This is a genomic window from Cellulomonas sp. HD19AZ1 (genome assembly GCF_004535805.1).
Lineage (GTDB): Bacteria > Actinomycetota > Actinomycetes > Actinomycetales > Cellulomonadaceae > Cellulomonas > Cellulomonas iranensis.
Map to the genome: position 1 here is coordinate 204,279 of NZ_SPHX01000002.1, position 18,903 is coordinate 223,181.

Annotated in this window: 14 protein-coding genes; 10 read left to right on the forward strand and 4 right to left on the reverse strand. The window is 75.9% G+C overall.

Features of this window, described 5'->3' with window-relative positions; all coding sequences use genetic code 11:
• Positions 1 to 95: 95 nt before the first annotated feature.
• From E4A51_RS04480 to E4A51_RS04495, 4 genes are read left to right on the forward strand one after another with little or no spacing between them, the layout of a single operon-like run.
• On the forward strand, positions 96 to 1,457 hold the full coding sequence (locus E4A51_RS04480; RefSeq protein ID WP_070319731.1) for a polyketide synthase: 1,362 nt from the start codon (positions 96 to 98) through the stop codon (positions 1,455 to 1,457).
• A complete protein-coding gene (locus tag E4A51_RS04485; RefSeq protein WP_134850981.1) occupies positions 1,450 to 4,788 on the forward strand; it encodes an aminotransferase class I/II-fold pyridoxal phosphate-dependent enzyme in 3,339 nt (1,112 codons plus the stop codon). The genes E4A51_RS04480 and E4A51_RS04485 overlap by 8 nt, the downstream gene beginning before the upstream one ends.
• Positions 4,785 to 5,429 carry a hypothetical protein gene (locus E4A51_RS04490; protein WP_134850982.1) on the forward strand — a complete coding sequence of 215 codons (645 nt, stop codon included), beginning with the start codon at positions 4,785 to 4,787 and terminating at the stop codon, positions 5,427 to 5,429. The genes E4A51_RS04485 and E4A51_RS04490 overlap by 4 nt, the downstream gene beginning before the upstream one ends.
• Entirely contained in the window at positions 5,426 to 6,394 is a 969-nt protein-coding gene (locus tag E4A51_RS04495; RefSeq protein ID WP_134850983.1) for an NAD-dependent epimerase/dehydratase family protein, read from the forward strand. The genes E4A51_RS04490 and E4A51_RS04495 overlap by 4 nt, the downstream gene beginning before the upstream one ends.
• Before the next feature lie 42 nt (positions 6,395 to 6,436).
• On the opposite strand, the gene E4A51_RS04500 is transcribed toward E4A51_RS04495, so the two are convergent.
• Genes E4A51_RS04500 through ileS form a run of 3 tightly spaced genes read right to left on the reverse strand, consistent with a single transcriptional unit; the run spans position 6,437 to position 11,713 of the window.
• Positions 6,437 to 7,096: a TetR/AcrR family transcriptional regulator gene (locus E4A51_RS04500; RefSeq protein WP_206119945.1), complete on the reverse strand. Its 660-nt coding sequence runs from the start codon at positions 7,094 to 7,096 to the stop codon at positions 6,437 to 6,439.
• Entirely contained in the window at positions 7,089 to 8,465 is a 1,377-nt protein-coding gene (locus tag E4A51_RS04505) for a folylpolyglutamate synthase/dihydrofolate synthase family protein (protein ID WP_134850984.1), read from the reverse strand. The genes E4A51_RS04500 and E4A51_RS04505 overlap by 8 nt, the downstream gene beginning before the upstream one ends.
• Positions 8,462 to 11,713 (reverse strand): isoleucine--tRNA ligase, encoded by a 3,252-nt coding sequence (ileS, locus tag E4A51_RS04510; RefSeq protein ID WP_134850985.1) that lies wholly within the window; start codon positions 11,711 to 11,713, stop codon positions 8,462 to 8,464. Before ileS ends, E4A51_RS04505 begins: the two co-directional genes overlap by 4 nt.
• 311 nt (positions 11,714 to 12,024) lie before the next feature.
• On the opposite strand from ileS, the gene E4A51_RS04515 reads away from it, so the two are divergent.
• Positions 12,025 to 12,705 carry an HAD family hydrolase gene (locus tag E4A51_RS04515; protein WP_134850986.1) on the forward strand — a complete coding sequence of 227 codons (681 nt, stop codon included), beginning with the start codon at positions 12,025 to 12,027 and terminating at the stop codon, positions 12,703 to 12,705.
• Positions 12,702 to 13,436, forward strand: a complete 735-nt coding sequence (locus E4A51_RS04520; RefSeq protein ID WP_134850987.1) for an HAD hydrolase-like protein — start codon at positions 12,702 to 12,704, stop codon at positions 13,434 to 13,436. Before E4A51_RS04515 ends, E4A51_RS04520 begins: the two co-directional genes overlap by 4 nt.
• On the opposite strand, the gene E4A51_RS04525 is transcribed toward E4A51_RS04520, so the two are convergent.
• Entirely contained in the window at positions 13,390 to 13,902 is a 513-nt protein-coding gene (locus tag E4A51_RS04525; protein ID WP_134850988.1) for a phosphoribosyltransferase, read from the reverse strand. The genes E4A51_RS04520 and E4A51_RS04525 overlap by 47 nt on opposite strands.
• A 198-nt stretch (positions 13,903 to 14,100) precedes the next feature.
• Between E4A51_RS04525 and E4A51_RS04530 the strand changes: the two genes are divergently transcribed.
• The 4 genes from E4A51_RS04530 (at position 14,101) to E4A51_RS04545 (ending at position 18,898) form a co-directional block, all read left to right on the forward strand.
• The gene (locus tag E4A51_RS04530; RefSeq protein ID WP_134850989.1) at positions 14,101 to 14,745 is read left to right on the forward strand and encodes a hypothetical protein; all 645 of its coding nucleotides are present in this window, start codon (positions 14,101 to 14,103) and stop codon (positions 14,743 to 14,745) included.
• A gap of 75 nt (positions 14,746 to 14,820) precedes the next feature.
• Positions 14,821 to 17,175: an HAD-IC family P-type ATPase gene (locus tag E4A51_RS04535; RefSeq protein ID WP_134850990.1), complete on the forward strand. Its 2,355-nt coding sequence runs from the start codon at positions 14,821 to 14,823 to the stop codon at positions 17,173 to 17,175.
• Positions 17,176 to 17,193: 18 nt separating this feature from the next.
• Entirely contained in the window at positions 17,194 to 18,060 is an 867-nt protein-coding gene (locus E4A51_RS04540; protein ID WP_134850991.1) for a formate/nitrite transporter family protein, read from the forward strand.
• A gap of 79 nt (positions 18,061 to 18,139) precedes the next feature.
• Positions 18,140 to 18,898 carry a MerR family transcriptional regulator gene (locus tag E4A51_RS04545; protein WP_070319748.1) on the forward strand — a complete coding sequence of 253 codons (759 nt, stop codon included), beginning with the start codon at positions 18,140 to 18,142 and terminating at the stop codon, positions 18,896 to 18,898.
• The last annotated feature ends 5 nt before the right edge of the window (positions 18,899 to 18,903 follow it).

Sequence of the window (18,903 nt, forward strand, 5' to 3'; positions counted from 1 at the left end):
ACGTCACGATGAATTGTCGCCGAAGTAATGACAATTCCGGCATCCCGCTGCTACTGTGCGATACACGGTGTATCGATGCAGGTCAGGGGGGCCTCATGACGATGGACACGCTCATCGCCGTCACGGCGGCGGCGGCACGGAGCGCCGGGGCCGACGATCTCGACGAGTTCGACAACCTCGTGCAGTGCGCGGTGCCGCAGTTCTGCGAGATCCCGGCGGACCGCTGGCCGGAACGCACCGACGCCGCCGAGCGCTCCCGCCGCGCCGGTGCGCACGTCATGGCGCCGCTCGCCGACCCGTACGCGTTCGATGCGCGCCGCCACGGCGTGCCGGCCGCGCGGGCGCGGCGCATGGACCCGCAGCAGCGCCTGGTCCTCGGCCTCGCCGCCGAGCTGTTCGCGCGCGCCCGCACCGACGTGCGTCGGCCCGGCGCACGGGTCGCGACGGTCGTCGGCGTCAGCTCGACCGACTACCGCGCGGTCAGCACGGCCCCGCTGCTCGCGACCATGACGGTCGACGGCGCGCTCGGCACGGGCGACGCCGCGCAGCGCGCGGCCGTGCACGCCGCCGGGGCGCGCGCCGTGCAGCCCATGACCGGGCACACCATGCCCGGCGTCCTCGCCAACATGGTGCCCGCCGCGGTGCAGCACTCGTTCGACCTGCGCGGCCCGGCGTTCGCGGTGGACTCGGCGTGCGCGTCGGGGCTCACCGCGCTCGACGTCGGCCGCGCGCTGCTCCTCACGGGCGCGGTCGACGCGTGCGTCGTCGGCGGCGTGTACACCGCGCTCACGCCCGAGGCCCACGCGGGGTTCTCCGCGATCGGTGCGCTGTCCCCGTCCGGGGCCTGCCGGCCCTACACGCGCGCCGCCGACGGGTTCGTGCTCGGCGAGGGCGGCGCGCTGCTGCTGCTGCGGCGCCTCGCGGACGCCGAGCGCGACGGCGACGACGTGCTCGCGGTCGTCGAGGCCTGCGGCAGCAGCAACGACGGCCGCGCCCCCGGGGTCATGACCCCCACGGTCGAGGGGCAGGTCGCGGCCGTGCGGGCCGCGCGCGGCGACCTGCCGGCCGGTCGCGTGGACGCGGTGGAGGGGCACGGCACGGCGACGGTCGTCGGCGACCGCACCGAGCTCGAGACGCTGCGCGAGGTCCTGCCCGACGCGCCCGCGGGCAGCGTGCCGCTCGGCTCGGTCAAGGCCGTCGTCGGCCACACCATGGCCGCGTCGGCGGCGCTCGCGCTCGTCAAGGTCGTGCTCGCGCTCCGGCGGGGGCGGTGGGCGCCGCAGCCCGAGGACGACGCCGGGTGGCACCCGCTGCTCGACGGCTCCCCGTTCGTCGTGCCGACGCCGGCCGACGAGGCCGCCCCCGTCCGCCGGGCCGCGGTCAACGCGTTCGGCTTCGGCGGCACCGACGCGCACGCCGTGCTCGCGCACCCCGAGGTGGTGGTCCGCCGTGGCTGACGTCGTCCCGGTCCTGCTGTCCGCGCCCGACGCCGCCGCGCTGCGGCAGCGCGCCGCACGCCTGCACGACGCCCTGGCCCGGCCCGACGCACCGACGTCGTTCGGCGTCGGCGACGTCGCGGCGCGCTGCGCGCTCGTCCCGCCCGGGCCGCACCGCGCGGTCGTGCTCGCCGCCGACCTGCCGACGCTGCTCGCGGGGCTGCGCGCGGTGCGCGACGACACCGTGTCGCCGGACGCGTCCCCCACGACGCACGCGGTCGCGGTCCGCCGCGTCACCGGCCCCGGCCGCGCGCTGCTGCTCTACCCCGGGCAGGGCAGCCAGCGCACGGGCGAGCACGCGGCCCTCGCACGGCTGCTGCCGTCCTACGGGGCGCACGTGCGCCGCCTCGAGGACCGGCTCGCGGAGCGGCTCGACGGCCCGCCGCTGCGTCCGCACCTGTCCGACGCGTGGGCGTCCGGCGTCACCGACCCGGGCGTGGACGACACCGCCGTCGCGCAGCCGCTGCTCACCGTGACCGCGCTCGCGACGACCGCCGCGCTCGCCGAGATCGGCGTGCTCCCCGCGGTGACGCTCGGGCACTCCGTCGGTGAGCTCGGCGCGCTGCACGCCGCGGGGCTGCTCGACGAGGACACCGTGCTCGACGTGGTCGCCGCGCGCGTCGCGTGCATGCGCACCGGTGCACCGGACACCGGGATGCTCGCGGTGCGCGCCGGGCTCGACGCGCTCGCACCGCTCGTCGCGCAGTCCCCCGGCGTGCACGTCGCGTGCGACAACGGCCCGCGGCAGGTCGTGCTCGGCGGGCCGCTGACGGCGCTGTGCGCGCTCGCCGCGCGGCTCGAGGCGGCCGGCACGGCGTCGACGCCGCTCGCGACCGCGGGCGCGTTCCACACGCCGCACTACGCGCACGCCGACCGCGCGGTGCGCGCCCGGCTCGCGGCCCTGCGCCGCCCCGCGGCGCGCGTCACCGGGGCGACGTGCGTGTCGTCCGTGACGGGCGCGGCGGTCGAGGACGTCGAGCAGGCCTTCGCGGGCCTCGGCCGCCAGATCGCCGGGACCGTGCGCTTCCGCGAGGCCGTGCGCACCGCGGTCGCGCTCCCGCACGACGTGGTCGTGCAGGTCAGCGGCGGCGGCTCGCTGCTGCGGACGTTCCACGAGATCGACCCCGACCGGGCGGCGCGCGCCGTCGGGCTCGGGGGCCCCGACGGCTCGACGTCGACGGCGCTCGCCGCGCTCGCCGAGCTCGTCCTCACCGTGCCGGAGCTCCGGGCGCACGTCGTGCTCGGACGCCTCGGGACGGCCAGCAGGTGCCCACGGACCGACGAAGGACGGGAGACCGTCGTGCTGCACGGAACACCCACCACCCCCACCACGGACGAACCGGCGCCTCTCGCGCCGGCCGCCGACCATCCGCTGGCCGCGGACCGGCTGCCCGGCCCGGCCCCGGTACCGGGCTCGCCGCTCGGCGTGCCGGGCGGCACGGAGCTGCTCGCGCTGTTCGGCGCCCAGGTCGCCGTGCTCGCCCAGGCGCTCGCGCGACCGCAGGGCGGCGCACCCGCCGACGTCGTGCTGCCCGTAGCACCCGTCGCCGCGGCGCTCGCACCCCCGACGCCGGCCCCGGCGGCGCTGGTCCCCGGGCCGCGCCCCGCACCCGAGCCCGTCACGCCGGCGCTCTCGCCGGCCAGGGTGGCCGACGAGGTCCGCGCGTGCGTCGCCGAGATCGGCGGCTACGCGCCGGACGACGTGCGCGGCGACGCCCGGCTCGGCACCGACCTCGGGCTCGACTCGCTCATGATGACGACGGTCGCCGCACGGCTCACGCGCGACCACCCCGCCTGGCGACCGACCGCGGAGGACATGCGGACGCTCCTGACCGTCGACGACGTCGCGCGCGCCGTGGTCGACGCCGAGCGCGGCAGGGCGCCCGCGGACCCGGTGGCACCAGCTGCCACGGCACCGGCGGCGTCGCCGCGCACCGCCGCGTCCGGGGACGACGCCGCGCCGACCCCCCGGGGCGGCACGGTCACCGCGGCGGCCGCACCTCCCGTGGCCGCCGCACCTCCCGTGGCGGCCGCACCTCCCGTGGCGGCCGCACCTCCCGTTCCGGACCGCGGCCGTCTCACCGAGCTGCCCGAGGTGCGCGCGACCACGGCCCGGCTCACCGACGCGGCGGCCGGCGGCGGCCTGCCGTACTACCTGCCGCACGACGGCCGGATCTCCGCGACGACGAGCGTCGGCGGCCGCGAGCTGGTCTCGTTCAGCTCGTACAACTACCTCGGGCTCACCGGCCACCCCCGCGTCGTCGCGGCGGCGCAGGAGGCCGTCGAGCGGTACGGCACGTCCGTCTCCGCGGCGCGCATCCTGTCCGGCCACCGCCCGCTGCACGACGACCTGGAGCACGCGATCGCCGGGCTGCTCGGCACGCAGGACGCGGTCGTGCTGGTCGGCGGGCACGCGACCAACGCCGGTGTCGTGCCGCACCTGTACGGCCCCGACGACCTGGTCGTGCACGACGCGCTCGTGCACGACTCGGTGCAGCAGGGCATCGCGGCGTCGGGTGCTGCGCGGCACGCCGTGCCGCACGGGCGTGCCGACCTCGTCGAGGAGGCCCTGCGCGCGCGGCGGCACCGGTTCCGCCGCGTGCTCGTGGTCACCGAGGGCGTCTTCAGCATGGACGGCGACCTGCCCGACCTGCCGGCGCTCGTCGCGTCGGCGCGGCGCCACGGCGCGCACCTCATGGTCGACGAGGCGCACAGCGTCGGCGTGCTCGGTGCGCACGGCGGCGGGGTGTGCGAGGAGCTGGGCGTCGACCCGGCGGACGTCGACATCCTCATGGGCACGCTGTCCAAGAGCCTGTCGTCGTGCGGCGGGTACCTCGCGGGGCACCGCGACCTCGTGCAGCACCTGCGGTACACGCTGTCGGCGCTCGTGTTCAGCGCGGGCCTCACGCCCGCGAACACGGCCGCGTCGCTCGCGGCGATCCAGGTGATGCGCGACGAGCCCGAGCGGCTCGCGCGGCTGCGTGCCAACGCGCAGCACTTCCTCGCGGGCGCCCGGGCCCGCGGGCTCGACGTGGGCCCCGCCGTCGGCGTGCCGGTCGTCCCGGTCGTCGTCGGCGACTCGGCCGCCGCCGTCGAGGTCGCGCGCCGGCTCGCCGAGGAGGGCGTGAGCGCCAACCCGATCGTGTTCCCCGCGGTGCCCGACGCGCAGGCACGCCTGCGCTTCTTCCTCACGAGCGAGCACACGGTCGAGCATCTCGACCACGCGCTCGACGCCACCGCCCGGAGCCTGGCCGCCGCCGGGGTCCGCACGTCCGAGCGGGTGCCGGCGTGAGCGCCGCGGTGGTGCACGCGCCCGGCGCCGACGTGCAGCTGCTGTCCCTCACGGCGACGGCCGACTGGCGGGCCCACCCCGACGTGCGCGCAGCCGTCGCCGCGGCCGCGCTGGCCGCCGGCGCCGAGCCCGGACCGGCGCTCGACGAGGTCGTGGCAGCCGTCCTCTCCCCCGCGCGCTACGTGCACGCCGTCGCCGGCGCGTGCGTCGGGGTGTCGGCGTCGCACGAGGCCGGCCGGACCTACGTCGCCGTCGCGCCCGCCGCGGTCGTGGTCGACGCGTGCGCGATGGACCGGTGGGCGCAGGTCACGACGGCCGGGTCGCGCGCGTTCACCGCCGCCGAGCGGGCCGCGGTGCGGACGCCGTGGGACGCGGTGCGCGCGTGGACCGCGCTCGAGTGCGCCGTCAAGGCGGGCGGTGCGGACCTGCTGCGACCGGACGACCGCGCGCCGCTGCTGGTGCCGGGCGCGCACGGCGTGCCCGTCGTGCCGGGCGAGGGCGTGGGGCTGCACCTCGTGCACCACGCGGGGCGCCTGCGCGCGGTGTGCGTGCGCGTCGCGGTGGCCGTCGGCGTGCGCGTGCCCGCACCCCGACCCGCACCCGACCAGGCGGCGCTCGCGCTCGCGGCGGTGCCGGCATGAGCGCCGCGCCGACGGCCGTCCTGGGCGCGTCGGGTCAGGTCGGGCGGCTCGTGCTCGACGCGCTCGTCGCGGCCGGGCACGAGGCCGTCGCGGTCGGTCGCACCGCCCCACGCGACGCGCCCGCCGGCGTCACGGTGCGCGTCGTCCCGTCCTACGACGGCGGTGCGCTGACCGACGCGCTCACGGGGTGCGGCGCGGTCGTCGCGACCCTCGGCCTGCCGTACCGGTCGGCGGTCTGGGCCGCGCAGTGGGCGCCGCTCGTGGCGGCCGTGACCGCCGCGTGCCGCGGCACCGGGCTGCCGCTGACGTTCCTCGACAACGTGTACGTCTACGGCGACGCACGCGAGCCGCTGCGCGAGACGACGCCGCTGCGCCCGTGCAGCCGCAAGGGCGAGGCGCGGCTCGCGGGGTGGCACGTGCTCGAGGCGCACGCCGACGCGGGCCACGACGTGGTCGTCTGCCGCGCCGCGGACTTCCTCGGCCCGGGCGCGTCGCTCGGGATCGTGCCGTGGCCGGCGGTCGTCGCGGCGGCCGGCGCCGGTCGCCCGGCGCTGCCGTGGCTCGGGGACCCCGACGCGCCCCACTCGTTCGCGCTCACGATCGAGGTCGCGGCCGCGCTCGTGCAGGTCGCGCACGACCCGAGCGTGCGGGCCGACACCGTGCTGCACCTGCCGGCCGTCGAGCCGACGACGGGCCGCACCCTCGCCGACGCGCTCGGCCGCGTGCGCACCGACGGCCGCACCGTGCGCCTGCGCGCGCTGCGCTCCCCGGTCGTGCGCGCCGCGGCCCTCGTCAACGGTGCGGCGCGCGAGCAGGCCGAGATGATGTACCAGGTCGAGCACGAGCAGCTCGTGGACGACTCGGTGGTGCGCGCGCTCGGCTGGTCGGCCCCGCGCACGACAGTCGCCGACGTCGCGGCGCTCGCGCACGCACGCGCCGAGCGGGACGCCCGCGTCGGCGGGTGACGCCGCGTCGGCGGGCTCGCAGCGACCGCGGACGGTCACGTGTCAGCGGGTGACGGCCCGCAGCACCCCCGCGAACGTCTCGGTCGCGGCCCGCACGGCCGCCGCGGTCTCCGCGGCGTCGGGCTCGTCGACCGTGAACGCGCGCTCGTACAGCCCGACGCCCACCGCGACCACGTCCCGCGTCGGCAGGTCCAGGCGCGAGCCGGTCCGCACGAGCACGTCGTCGAGGAGCGTCACGAGACCCGCGAGCAGGTCCTCCTGCGCGTCGAGCAGCACGCGACGGGCCGCCGCGTCGTGCACGGCGGCGCCGCGCAGCTCGGTCACGACGCCGAACCACCGCGCCTCGGCGCCGACGCTCCCCGCGAGCCCCCGCAGCGCGGCCGGCACGACGTCCGCCGCCGGCACCGCGCCGCGCGTGCGCTCGACCTCGCCGAGCACCGCGTGGCGCAGGCGCGCGACCTGGTGCGCGTTCGCGCTGCGGTACAGCGCGCCGACCAGCTCCTCCTTCGAGCGGAAGCTCGAGTAGAACGCGCCGCGCGTGTACCCGGCCCGCGCGGTCACGGCGCCGATCGTCGTGCGCAGGTAGCCGGTCTCGAGGAACTGCCCGTACGCGGCGTCGAGCAGCGCGCGCCGCGTCGCCGCGCGCCCGCGCGCGTCACCGGGCACGGTCGGTGCCGCGGCGGGCGGCGCGGCGTCAGGCACGGCCGAGCAGCACCCGCGCCTCGGCCACCAGCAGGATCGAGCCGGTCACGAGCACACCCGCGCCGCGCTCCTCCTCGCCCTCGGCGCGCTGCACGGCGACGTCGATCGCGTCGGGCAGCCGCGCGGCGACGTGCACGCGGTCCTCGCCGAACACGTCGATCGCGACCTCCGCGAGGTCGTCGGCGTCCAGCGCGCGGGCGCCCGACGCCTGCGTGACGACGACCTCGGCGAGCAGCGGCTCGAGCGCCGCGAGGATGCCCTCGGGGTCCTTGTCCGCCATGACGCCCACGACGCCGACGAGCCGCGTGAACGCGAACGCCTCCTCGACCGCGTCCGCGAGCGCCTCGGCCCCGGCGGGGTTGTGCGCACCGTCGACCAGGACGGTCGGGCTCGAGCGCACGACCTCGAGCCGCCCGGGCGACGACACGTCCGCGAACGCGGCCTCGACGACGGAGCCGTCGAGCGCCGCACCGCCCGTGAGCAGCGCCTCGGTCGCGACGAGCGCGAGCAGCGCGTTGTGCGCCTGGTGCTCGCCGGACAGCGGCAGGAACACCTCGGTGTACACGCCGCCGAGCCCGCGCAGCGCGACGACCTGCCCGCCGACCGCCACCTGCCGCTCGACGACCGCGACGTCGACGTCCTCGCGCACGACCCGCGCACCGCGCTCCGCCGCGACGGCGAGGACCACGCCCTCGACGTCGTCGGTCTGGTGCGCGAGCACGAGCGTCGCACCGTCCTTGACGATGCCGGACTTCTCGGCGGCGATCTCGACGAGCGTCTCGCCGAGGTACCGCTCGTGGTCCATCGCGACCGGCGTGATGACGGCGACCTCGGCGTCGACGAGGTTCGTGGCGTCCCACCGGCCGCCCATGCCGACCTCGACGACCGCGACGTCCACGGGCGCGTCGGCGAACGCCGCGTACGCCATGACCGTGAACACCTCGAAGAACGACAGCCGGTGGCCGCCGTTCTCGGCCGCGCGCGCGTCGACCATGTGCACGTACGGCGCGACGTCCTGCCAGACCTCGACGAAGCGCTCGTCGCTGATCGGCTCGCCGTCGATGCTGATGCGCTCGTTGACGCGCGTCAGGTGCGGGCTCGTGAAGCGTCCGGTGCGCAGGCCGTGCTCGCGCAGCAGCCGCTCGACCATGCGCGCGGTCGACGTCTTGCCGTTCGTGCCCGTGAGGTGCACGGTGCGGAACGCGCGCTGCGGGTCGCCCAGCAGCTCGAGCACGTCCCGCACGCGGTCGAGCGACGGGTCGATGTCGTGCTCGGGCGCGCGCGCGAGGATCGCGCGGTACACCTCGTCCGCCGCGGCGCGCGCCGCCCGGGCGGCCTCGTCCTTCAGGTGGTCGGCCCCGCCGCTCATGCGTCCGCCTTCGTCAGGTGCACGGCCACGTCGGCCGCGTCGGTCGGCTCGAGCGTCAGCGACGCCGCGAGGGTCTCGGCGGCGACGAACGCGCGGTGCGCCTCGACGTCCGCCACGTGGTCGGCGGGCACGCCGAGCACGAGGTCGATGCGGTCGGCGACGTGCAGGCCGGCGGCCTTGCGCGCGTCCTGCACCGCCCGGACGACGTCGCGCGCGTAGCCCTCGGCCAGCAGCGCGGCGTCGAGCGCGAGGTCGAGCACCACGACGACGCCGCCGGGCAGCACGGCCGCCGCGACGTCACCCCCGCCGCCCTCGCCGACGACCGTCGTCAGCTCGTACTCGGCGGGCTCGAGCGCGACGTCGCCGTCGTCGGTCGTCACCACGACCGTCTCGCCGTCGACGCGCCAGGCGCCGGTGCGGGCCGCCTTGATGACGTGCTGCACGGACCGGCCCAGGCGCGGGCCGGCGGCGCGCGCGTTGACCGCGAGCCGCTGCACGATGCCGAAGCGCTCGGTCGTCTCGGCGTCGGCCGCGACGACGTCGACGTGCTTGACGTTGAGCTCGGCCGCGAGCAGGTCGGTGTACGGCGCGAGCGCGGCCGGGTCGGCGACGGCCACGGTGAGGCGACGCAGCGGCTGCCGCACGCGCACCTGGTGCGCCTTGCGCAGCCCGAGCGCGGCGGACACCACGGCCCGCACCTCGTCCATCGCCGCCACGAGCGCGTCGTCGTGCACGAGCGCCTCGTCGGCCGTCGGCCAGTCGGTGAGGTGCACGCTGCGCCCACCGGTCAGGCCGCGCCACACCTCCTCCGTGACGAGCGGCGCGAGCGGCGCCATGACGCGCGTGAGCTCCTCGAGCGCGGTCCACAGCGTGTCGAACGCGTCGGTGTCCTCCGACCAGAACCGGTCGCGCTGCGTGCGCACGTACCAGTTGGTCAGCACGTCGAGGTGCTCGCGCACCGACTCGCACGCGGCCGGGATGTCGTACGCGTCGAGCTGGGCCGTGAGCGTCGCGCCCAGGTCGGCCGTGCGCGCGAGCAGGTAGCGGTCCATGGGCGGCAGGCTCGCGGCCCGCTCGGCCGTGACGCGCCGTGCGGCGTACCCCCGCCCGCCGTCCGCGGCACCCGCGTACAGCGTGAAGAAGTAGTAGGTGCTCCACAGCGGCAGCAGCACCTGGCGCACGCCGTCGCGGATGCCCTCCTCGGTGACCACGAGGTTGCCGCCGCGCAGGATCGTCGACGACATGAGCGACCAGCGCACCGCGTCGGACCCGTACTTGTCCCACATCAGCACCGGGTCGGGGAAGTTGCGCAGCGACTTGCTGGCCTTGCGGCCGTCGTCGCCCAGCACGATCCCGTGGCACATGACGTTGCGGAACGCGGCACGGTCGAAGATCGCCGTGGCCAGCACGTGCAGCGTGTAGAACCAGCCACGCGTCTGGCCGATGTACTCGACGATGAAGTCGCCCGGGTAGTGGTGCTCGAACCAGTCACGGTTCTCGAACGGGTAGTGCACCTGCGCGAACGGCATGGACCCCGAGTCGAACCACACGTCGAGCACGTCGGGGATGCGACGCATGGTCGAGCGCCCGGTCGGGTCGTCCGGGTTGGGGCGCGTCAGGTCGTCGATGAACGGGCGGTGCAGGTCGGGCTCGCCGCGGTCGTTGCGCGGCAGGCGGCCGAAGTCGGCCTCGAGCTCGGCGAACGAGCCGTACACGTCGACCCGCGGGTACGCGGGGTCGTCGCTCACCCACACGGGGATGGGCGTGCCCCAGTAGCGGTTGCGGCTGATCGACCAGTCGCGTGCGTTGGCGAGCCACTTGCCGAACTGGCCGTCCTTGATGTGCCCGGGGATCCACTCGATGCCCTGGTTGAGCTCGACCATGCGGTCCTTGAACGCGGTGACGCGCACGAACCACGACGACACGGCCTTGTAGATCAGCGGGTTCCGGCACCGCCAGCAGTGCGGGTAGGAGTGCTCGTACGTCTCGTGCCGCAGCACCGCGGCCCGGTGCGCCGCGTCGACGCGCGCGAGCGGGCCCGTGCCGGCCTTGAGGTCGGCGATGACCTGCTTGTTCGCCTCGAACACCTGCACGCCGGCGTAGTCGGCGACCTGCGCGGTGAAGCGGCCCTTGGAGTCGACGGGCACGACGGGCGTGATGCCCGCGGCGTCGCACGTGGCCATGTCGTCCTCGCCGAACGCGGGCGCGAGGTGCACGACGCCCGTGCCGTCCTCGGTCGTGACGAAGTCCGCCGCGAGCACCTGGTGCGCGTTCTCGTGGCCAGCGAAGTAGTCGAACGGCGGCGTGTAGCGGCGGCCGACGAGGTCGGCACCCGTGAGGGTCGCGACGACCGTCGGCTCGTCACCGAGCTCGCGGGAGTACGCGCCGAGGCGTGCGGCGGCGAGCACGACCCGCTCCCCCGGGTGCGCGTCGGCGAACGGCGACCCGGGCTGCGGCTCGACGACGACGTACTCGACGTCGGGGCCGACGGCGACCGCGAGGTTGGACGGCAGCGTCCACGGCGTCGTCGTCCAGACCAGCACGAGCTCGCCGGTCCCGAGCCGGAACCCGACCGTGAGCGCGGGGTCCTGGCGCGAGGCGTACACGTCCTCGTCCATGCGCAGCTCGTGGTTGCTCAGCGGCGTCTCGTCGCGCCAGCAGTACGGCAGCACCCGGTAGCCCTCGTAGGCCAGGCCCTTGTCGTACAGCTGCTTGAACGCCCAGATGACCGACTCCATGAAGCTCGGGTCGAGCGTCTTGTAGTCGTGCTCGAAGTCCACCCAGCGCGCCTGGCGGGTGACGTAGTCCTGCCACTCCTGCGTGTACGTGAGCACCGACGTGCGGCACGCGTCGTTGAACGCGGCGATGCCCATCTCGTCGATCTGGGACTTGTCGGTGATGCCGAGCACGCGCTCGGCCTCGAGCTCGGCCGGCAGGCCGTGCGTGTCCCAGCCGAACCGGCGCTCGACGCGGCGCCCGCGCATGGTCTGGTAGCGCGGCACGACGTCCTTGGCGTACCCCGTGAGCAGGTGCCCGTAGTGCGGCAGGCCGTTGGCGAACGGCGGGCCGTCGTAGAAGACGTACTCGTTGTCGCCCTGCTCGCCGGCCGGGCGCTGGTCGATCGACGCGCGGAACGTGCCGTCGGCCTGCCAGTACGCCAGCACGTCGCCCTCGAGCGCGGGCAGGTCGGGGCTGGGCGGGACGCTGGCGGCGGTGCCGTCGGACGTGCGGTGCAGCGGGTACGCCACGGTCGGTGCTCCTGGTCTCGCGCACCTGGGCAGGTGCGGCACGGCCACGAGGACGACGACGCCCGGACCGGCCGGGCACCACCGCGGTACCACCTCGCTTGCCGAGGACGCGCCCCGACCACTCTCCGACGGCTGTGACGGGCCTGCCCCGTCCGGTTCTACTGAGGACCCGCCCGCCGGGCGGGTCCCGTTCTTCCGGAGGCTCACCGGTGATGGCCGGGTCGACGCCTGTGCGCCCCAGTGTATCGACGCCCGTCGCGGACGTCGTCACCGATTCGGTCCCCCCGCGCACGTGGGGCACGATCGGTCCCATGACCTCCCCCCGGCCCGTGGCCCTCCTCGACCTCGACGGCACCCTCATGGACTCGGCGTCCGGGATCGTGGCGTCGGTGCGCGCGGCGTACGAGCGCGTCGGGCTGCCCGTGCCCAGCGAGGCCGTCATGCGGTCGTTCGCCGGGCCGCCGCTCGGCTGGTCGCTCGCGACGCACGGCGTGCCGGCCGACCTGGTCGACGACGCGGCCGCCGCGTACGCCGACCACTTCGGGCGCGTGGGCGTGTGGGACACGCGCGTGTTCGACGGCATCCCGCAGGCGCTCACCGCGCTGCGTGAGGCCGGGGCCCTGCTGGTCGTCGCGACCGCGAAGCCGCAGCGGTGGGCCGCGCCGATCTGCGACGAGACGGGCCTGACGCCGCTGCTCGACCACCTCGTGGGCGCACCGGACGACGAGTCGGAGTCCAAGGGCCAGATCATCGGCCGCGCGCTGGCGTGGGTGCGCGAGGCGACCGGTGACGCGGGGTTCCGCGCGGTCATGCTGGGCGACCGCGAGCACGACGTGCACGGCGCGGCCGAGCACGGGCTGCCGTGCCTCGGCGCGGGCTGGGGCTACGCCGACGGCGACGAGCTGCGCGAGGCCGGTGCCGTCGAGGTGCTGACGTCGACGTCGCAGGTGCCGGCAGCGGTCCTCGCACGCGTGACGGACGGCGCCGCGTGACCGGACCCGCCGCCGCGCCCGCCGGCGCGCCGCTCGCGCTGCTCGACCTGGACGGCACGCTCACCGACTCGTACCCCGGCATCGCGGCGAGCGCGCGCGTCGCCTTCACGGCGCTGGGCCTGCCGGTTCCCGACGACCAGGCGCTGCGCCGGTTCGTCGGGCCGCCGCTGCCGTCGTCGTTCGCGCTGTTCGGCGTGCCGCCCGAGCGCGTGCCCGAGGCCGTCGAGGCGTACCGCGGGTACTTCCGTGAGCAGGGCATGTGGCAGAACAGCGTGTACGACGGCGTGCCCGAGCAGCTCGCAGCCCTGCGCGCCGCGGGCGTGCGGCTGGCCGTCGCGACCAGCAAGCCCGAGGTGTTCGCGCGCCCGATCTGCGAGCGCTACGGCCTGACCGAGCACCTCGAGGGAGGCGTCGACGGCGTGTTCGGCGCACCGCTGGACGACGTGCCGTCGACCAAGGCCGACGTCATCACCGCGGCGCTCGCGGCGCTGACGCCGACCGGCCCGGTCGTCATGGTCGGCGACCGCTCGCACGACGCGGTCGGCGCCGCCGCGCACGGGCTGCCGTGCCTGGGCGTCGCGTGGGGCTACGCCGAGCCGGGCGAGCTCGAGGACGCGGGCGCGATCGGCGTCGTGCCGCACGTCGACGGGCTCGCGGCGACCGTGCTCGACGCGCTCGCCGAGGTCAGCGGGCCGGCGTCACCGGCGGCAGGGCCGACCACGGGAACGTGATCCAGCGGTCCGTCTGGCGCCACACGTAGTCGGGCACGACCACCGAGCGGGGCTTGTGGTAGAGCACCGCGGTGCGGACCTCGGAGCAGTCCTCGCTCAGCAGCCGCTTGACCAGCGCGAGCGTCTCCCCCGAGTCCGCGACGTCGTCGACGACCAGCGCGCGCAGGCCCTGCACGGCCTCGGTGTCGAGCAGCGGCGGCAGCACCGCCGGCTCGGGCAGCGTCGTGTCGACGCCCGTGTAGAACTCAACGTTCATGGTGCCGACGGCCTTGGTGCCCAGCGCGTAGGCCAGCGCACCGCCCGGCGGCAGGCCCCCACGCGCGATCGACACGACGACGTCGGGCACGAACCCCGAGTCCGCCACGGCCTGCGCGAGCTCGCGCACGGCGTCCCCGAACCGCTCCCAGCCCAGCACCTCGCGGTCGGCGGGCATCTCCTGGCCGGGTGCGGCCTCGGTCGTCGTCATGGCTCCATGGTGGCGCATCGCACGCCGTGCACCGACCACGGCGTCGCACGAGGTCGGTGCCCCCCACCGGTGCGGCCGCTCGCGAGTTGCGCCCGTGACGTGCACCGATACGTTCGAAGCGCACGAGAACGACAGGGACGGCTCGTCCGTCCCCGCGATCGAGCCGCGATCGTGTCCGCCCACGGAAGGACGACACCCATGATCACGACGACCCCGCGCACCCGCCTGCCCCGCCTCGTCGGGGCGAGCCTCGCCGCCGGGGGTCTGGCCCTCGCGCTGGCCGCCTGCGGCACCGACGACGCCTCCGGCGACGGTGCGACGACCCCCGTCGCGACGCCCGACGGCATGACGTCGCCCACGCCCGACGCGCCGACCCCGACGCCCACGTCGGACGACGCGGGCGGCACCGACCCGGCCGCCCTGACCGACGGCAGCACGGTGGTCGACATCGCGACCTACGCGTCCACCTGGGTGGTCACGACCGTCGAGGGCGCCGTGACGACGCTCGAGAACCCGTCGACGTCCGAGGTGCCGTACACGTGGGTGATCGAGCCCGCAGGGGCCGAGGGCACGTCGCTCGTGCGGTCGAGCGCGACGACCGACGACCGGGACATGTGCCTCAACCTGCCGGGTGACGACGTCGTGGGCCTCGCGGAGTGCGATCCCGCGGACCCGAACCAGCAGCTGCGGGTCACCGCGCTGGACCGGCCCGAGCAGGTGAACCTCTCGAACGAGAGCGGCTACCTCGTGGCCGACCCGGAGGGCGGCCTCGCGGTCGCGGCCGAGCCGGGCAGCCCCGCCAGCGTGTTCACGCTGACCGCGCGCGGGCCCGCCGAGGCTTGACCCGCGACCCGCACCTCGCGCGCGCCGCCCCGGGACCGTACGGCCCCGGGGCGGCGCTGCGCCTAGCCTGTCCGCGTGGAGCCCCTGACCAGCAGCGAGGTAGCCGACCGGATCAGCCGCGGCGAGGTGAACCGCGTCGAGCGCGTCACGAGCCGCAGCGCGCGCGACATCGTCGTCGCGAACGTGTTCACGCGCGTCAACGCGATCTACTTCGTGCTGTTCCTCGTCGTGGCGTTCACCGGGCACTGGCTGGACGGTCTGTTCGGTCTGCTCATCGTCGTGAACAGCGCGGTCGGCATGGTGCAGGAGATCCGCGCCAAGCGGACGCTCGACCGGCTGGCCATCCTCAACGCCTCGACCGTCACGGTGGTCCGCGCCGACGGCGAGCTCGCGCTCGACCCGGCCGAGATCGTGGTCGACGACGTGGTCGAGGTCTCGGCCGGGGACCAGGTGCCGGTCGACGGCGACCTGCTGAGCACGCACGGGCTGGAGGTCGACGAGTCGCTGCTCACCGGCGAGTCCGAGGCGCTCGCCCCCGCGGTCGGGGCGCCGCTGCTGTCCGGCAGCGTGGTCGTGGCCGGGACCGGCCGGCTGCGCGCGACGCGCGTCGGGGAGCACGCCTACGCGGCGCGCCTGGCCCGCGAGGCGTCGACGTACTCGGCGCCGTCGTCGGGCCTGCGCGCCGGGATCGACACGATCCTGCGGTACCTGACGTGGGTGCTGGTGCCCGTCGGCGCGCTCATGGTGTGGAACCAGCTCACGCAGACGTCGCTGCCGCTCGACGACGCGCTGCGCGGCATGGTCGCCGCGCTCGTGCCGATGGTGCCCGAGGGCCTGGTGCTCATGACGAGCGTCGCGATGGCGGTCGGCGTGATCCGGCTCGGGCGGCGCCAGTGCCTCGTGCAGGACCTGCCCGCGATGGAGGCCCTGGCCCGCGTCGACGTGGTGTGCTTCGACAAGACCGGCACGCTCACCGAGGACGGCATGCGCGTCCGCGAGCTCGTGCTGCTGGACGGCACGCAGGACGAGGCGTGGGCGGCGCTCGCGACGATCGGCGCCGGCGAGAGCCGGCCGAACGCGAGCATGCGCGCGATCCTCGAGGCGACCGACGCGGTCCGGGGCGACGACGCGACCGCGCGCGTGCCGTTCTCGTCGGCGCGGCGCTGGGCCGCCGCGCAGACCCCCGCCGCGACGTGGGTGGTCGGTGCGCCCGACGGCCTGCTGCCCGACCACCCGGCCCTCGCGCGCGCCGCCGAGGAGTCCGCGCGCGGCCGCCGCGTGCTGGCCCTCACGCGCAGCACGGCTCCGCTGGAGGGCACGGCGCTGCCCGCCGGGCTGACCGCGGTGGCGCTCGTCGTGCTGGACCAGCGGGTGCGGCCCGAGGCAGCCGGGACGCTGCGGTTCTTCGAGGAGCAAGGCGTCACGCTCAAGGTGATCTCGGGCGACGCGCCCGTCGCGGTCGCGGCCGTCGCCGAGCAGGTGGGGCTCCCCCACGCCCACGACACGGTCGACGGCGGGCGGCTGCCCACGGACCCCGACGAGCTCGGGCGGGTCGCCGACGGCGCCGCCGTGTTCGGCCGCGTCCGCCCCGACCAGAAGCGCGAGCTGGTCCGTGCGCTCGCCGCGCGCGGTCGCACCGTCGCGATGACCGGGGACGGCGTCAACGACGTGCTGGCGATGAAGGAGGCCGACGTCGGCGTCGCGATGGGCAGCGGCAGCCCCGCGGCGCGCGCCGTCGCGCGCCTCGTGCTGCTGGACTCGTCGTTCGCGACGCTGCCGTTCGTGGTCGCCGAGGGGCGCCGCGTGGTCGCGAACATCGAGCGCGTCGCGACGCTGTTCCTCTCCAAGACCGTGTACTCGGTGCTGCTCGCCCTGGTGGTCGCGCTGACCGCGCTGCCGTTCCCGCTGCTGCCGCGCCACGTCACGCTCATCGCGTGGTTCACGATCGGCATCCCGGCCGCGGTGCTCGCGCTCGCGCCCAACCGCGAGCCCGCGCGCGACGGGTTCGTCGGTCGTGTGCTCGCCGCCGCGGTGCCCGGCGGCGTGGCCGTGGCCGTGGCCGCGTACGGCGCGTACGCGGTCGCACGGTCGGTGATCGGCACCGGGTCGGCGCACACCGTGCCGACCTCGACGGCCGCGTTCCTCGCGCTCGTCGTGGTGGCCTTCGACATCCTCGTCGACGTCGCGCGGCCGCTGCGACCGTGGAAGGTCGCGCTCGTGACCGCCATGGTCGGGGCGATGACCGCCGTCGTCGCGCTGCCGCTCGGGCAGCGGCTGTTCCAGCTCGACCCGACCGACCCGCGCGTGCTGCTCGTCGCGGGCGGCGGGGCCGCGGTCGGCCTGGTGCTGCGCCGCGCGCTGCGGGTCTCGGTCCGGGCGTGGGCGGCCCGACGGGCGGCGGGTGCGCCGGGCGCACCCGCACGCCCCTGATGTGGGAGGTTGTCGACCGTGAGCGACCCCCGCCCCGGCCTGCCCGGCCTGTTCCCCGGCAAGCACTTCATCAGCACGGTCCTCGAGGCGCTCGAGACCAAGACGACGATGTCCGGCGCCCTCGGGCGGCGCTACCTCATGCGCGCCGCCATGGCGGGGATCATCATCGGCCTGCTCTACGGCGCGCACTACGCCGTGATCGCGGCGTTCGACGCCATCGTGCTGGGCGGGACGTCGCTGTACCCGCTCGGGCGGATCGCCGGGGCGCTGACGTTCGGCTGGGCGCTCGTCTTCATCTACTACTCGCGGTCCGAGCTGCTGACCTCGAACATGATGATCGTCACGATCGGCGCCTACCACCGGCGCACGTCGTGGGCGCGCGCCGTGCGTCTGCTCGGGCTGTGCTATCTCGGCAACCTGGCCGGCGGCCTGCTCGTCGCGCTGTTCGTGCGGTTCTCGACGCTCGCCGAGGGCGCCGTGCTCGACCAGATGGTCGCCTCGGTCGAGCACAAGCTCGCGTACGTCGCCGACGGGCCGACCGGCTGGGTGGACCTGCTGGTGCGGGCCGTGCTGTGCAACTTCTGCATCAACCTCGCGATGCTGCTCGTCTACAACGGGCTCATCAAGGAGGACCTCACCAAGTCGCTCGTCATGATCGTCGCGGTCTTCATCTTCGCGTTCCTGGGCCTGGAGCACTCGGTCGCCAACACGGTGCTGTTCGCCATCGTCGGGCTGCGCGAGGGCCTCGACCTGGGGCTCGCGGCCGGCAACGTCGGCCTCGCGCTGATCGGCAACTTCCTGGGCGGCGGGCTGCTCATCGGCCTGTACTACGCGTACGTCAACGACGACTCGCGCTGGCTCAAGGAGCACCCGCCGGAGGACTGAGGACCCGCGCTTCACCTTGACGCTGCGTCAGCTCCTACCGTCGAGCAGGTCCACGGACGGAGCACGACGAGGAGGAGCGGTGGAGGCGTCGATCCAGGAGGTCGCCCGGCTGACCGGCACGACCAGCCGCACGTTGCGTCACTACGACGCGATCGGGCTGCTGGCCCCCAGCCGGGTCGGCGACAACGGGTACCGCTGGTACGACGACGACGCGCTCGTGCGCCTGCAGCGGATCCTGCTGCTGCGCGACCTCGGGCTCGGCCTGGGCGAGATCGGCCGTGTGCTCGATCGCGAGACCGACGAGGAGACGGCGCTGCGCCGGCACCTCGCGTGGCTCGCGGCCGAGCAGGACCGCCTCGCCCGGCAGGCCGCGTCGGTGCGCCGGACGCTGTCCGCACGACGAGGAGGGAGCACACCCGTGCTCGAGGAGATGTTCGACGGGTTCGACCACGGCGAGCACCGCGAGGAGGTGACGGAGCGCTGGGGAGCCGAGGCGTACGCGGCCGGCGACACCTGGTGGCGCGGCATGAGCGACGACGAGCGCACCGGGTGGCAGGAGCGGTCCGCCGCGCTGGCCCGCGACTGGGCGGCCGCCGCGGCCCGCGGCACCGACCCCGGGTCCGACGAGGCGCAGGAGCTCGCGCGGCGGCACGTCGCGTGGCTCGCGTCGGTGCCCGGCACGCCCGGGCACGGCGGCACGCCCGTGCGGGAGTACGTCACGGGTCTGGCCGACATGTACGTGGCCGACCCGCGCTTCGCGCGCCACTACGGCGACGACGACGCCGGTGCGGCGTTCGTGCGCGACGCGCTGCACGCGTACGCCGCGCGGCACCTCTGACGGGG

Bases quoted from the DNA above. Each gene is read 5' to 3' on its own strand.
- E4A51_RS04530 (WP_134850989.1), top strand. From the start codon at position 14,101: ATGATCACGACGACCCCGCGCACCCGCCTGCCCCGCCTCGTCGGGGCG.
- E4A51_RS04525 (WP_134850988.1), bottom strand. From the start codon at position 13,902: ATGACGACGACCGAGGCCGCACCCGGCCAGGAGATGCCCGCCGACCGC.
- E4A51_RS04480 (WP_070319731.1), top strand. From the start codon at position 96: ATGACGATGGACACGCTCATCGCCGTCACGGCGGCGGCGGCACGGAGC.
- E4A51_RS04515 (WP_134850986.1), top strand. From the start codon at position 12,025: ATGACCTCCCCCCGGCCCGTGGCCCTCCTCGACCTCGACGGCACCCTC.
- E4A51_RS04495 (WP_134850983.1), top strand. From the start codon at position 5,426: ATGAGCGCCGCGCCGACGGCCGTCCTGGGCGCGTCGGGTCAGGTCGGG.
- E4A51_RS04505 (WP_134850984.1), bottom strand. From the start codon at position 8,465: ATGAGCGGCGGGGCCGACCACCTGAAGGACGAGGCCGCCCGGGCGGCG.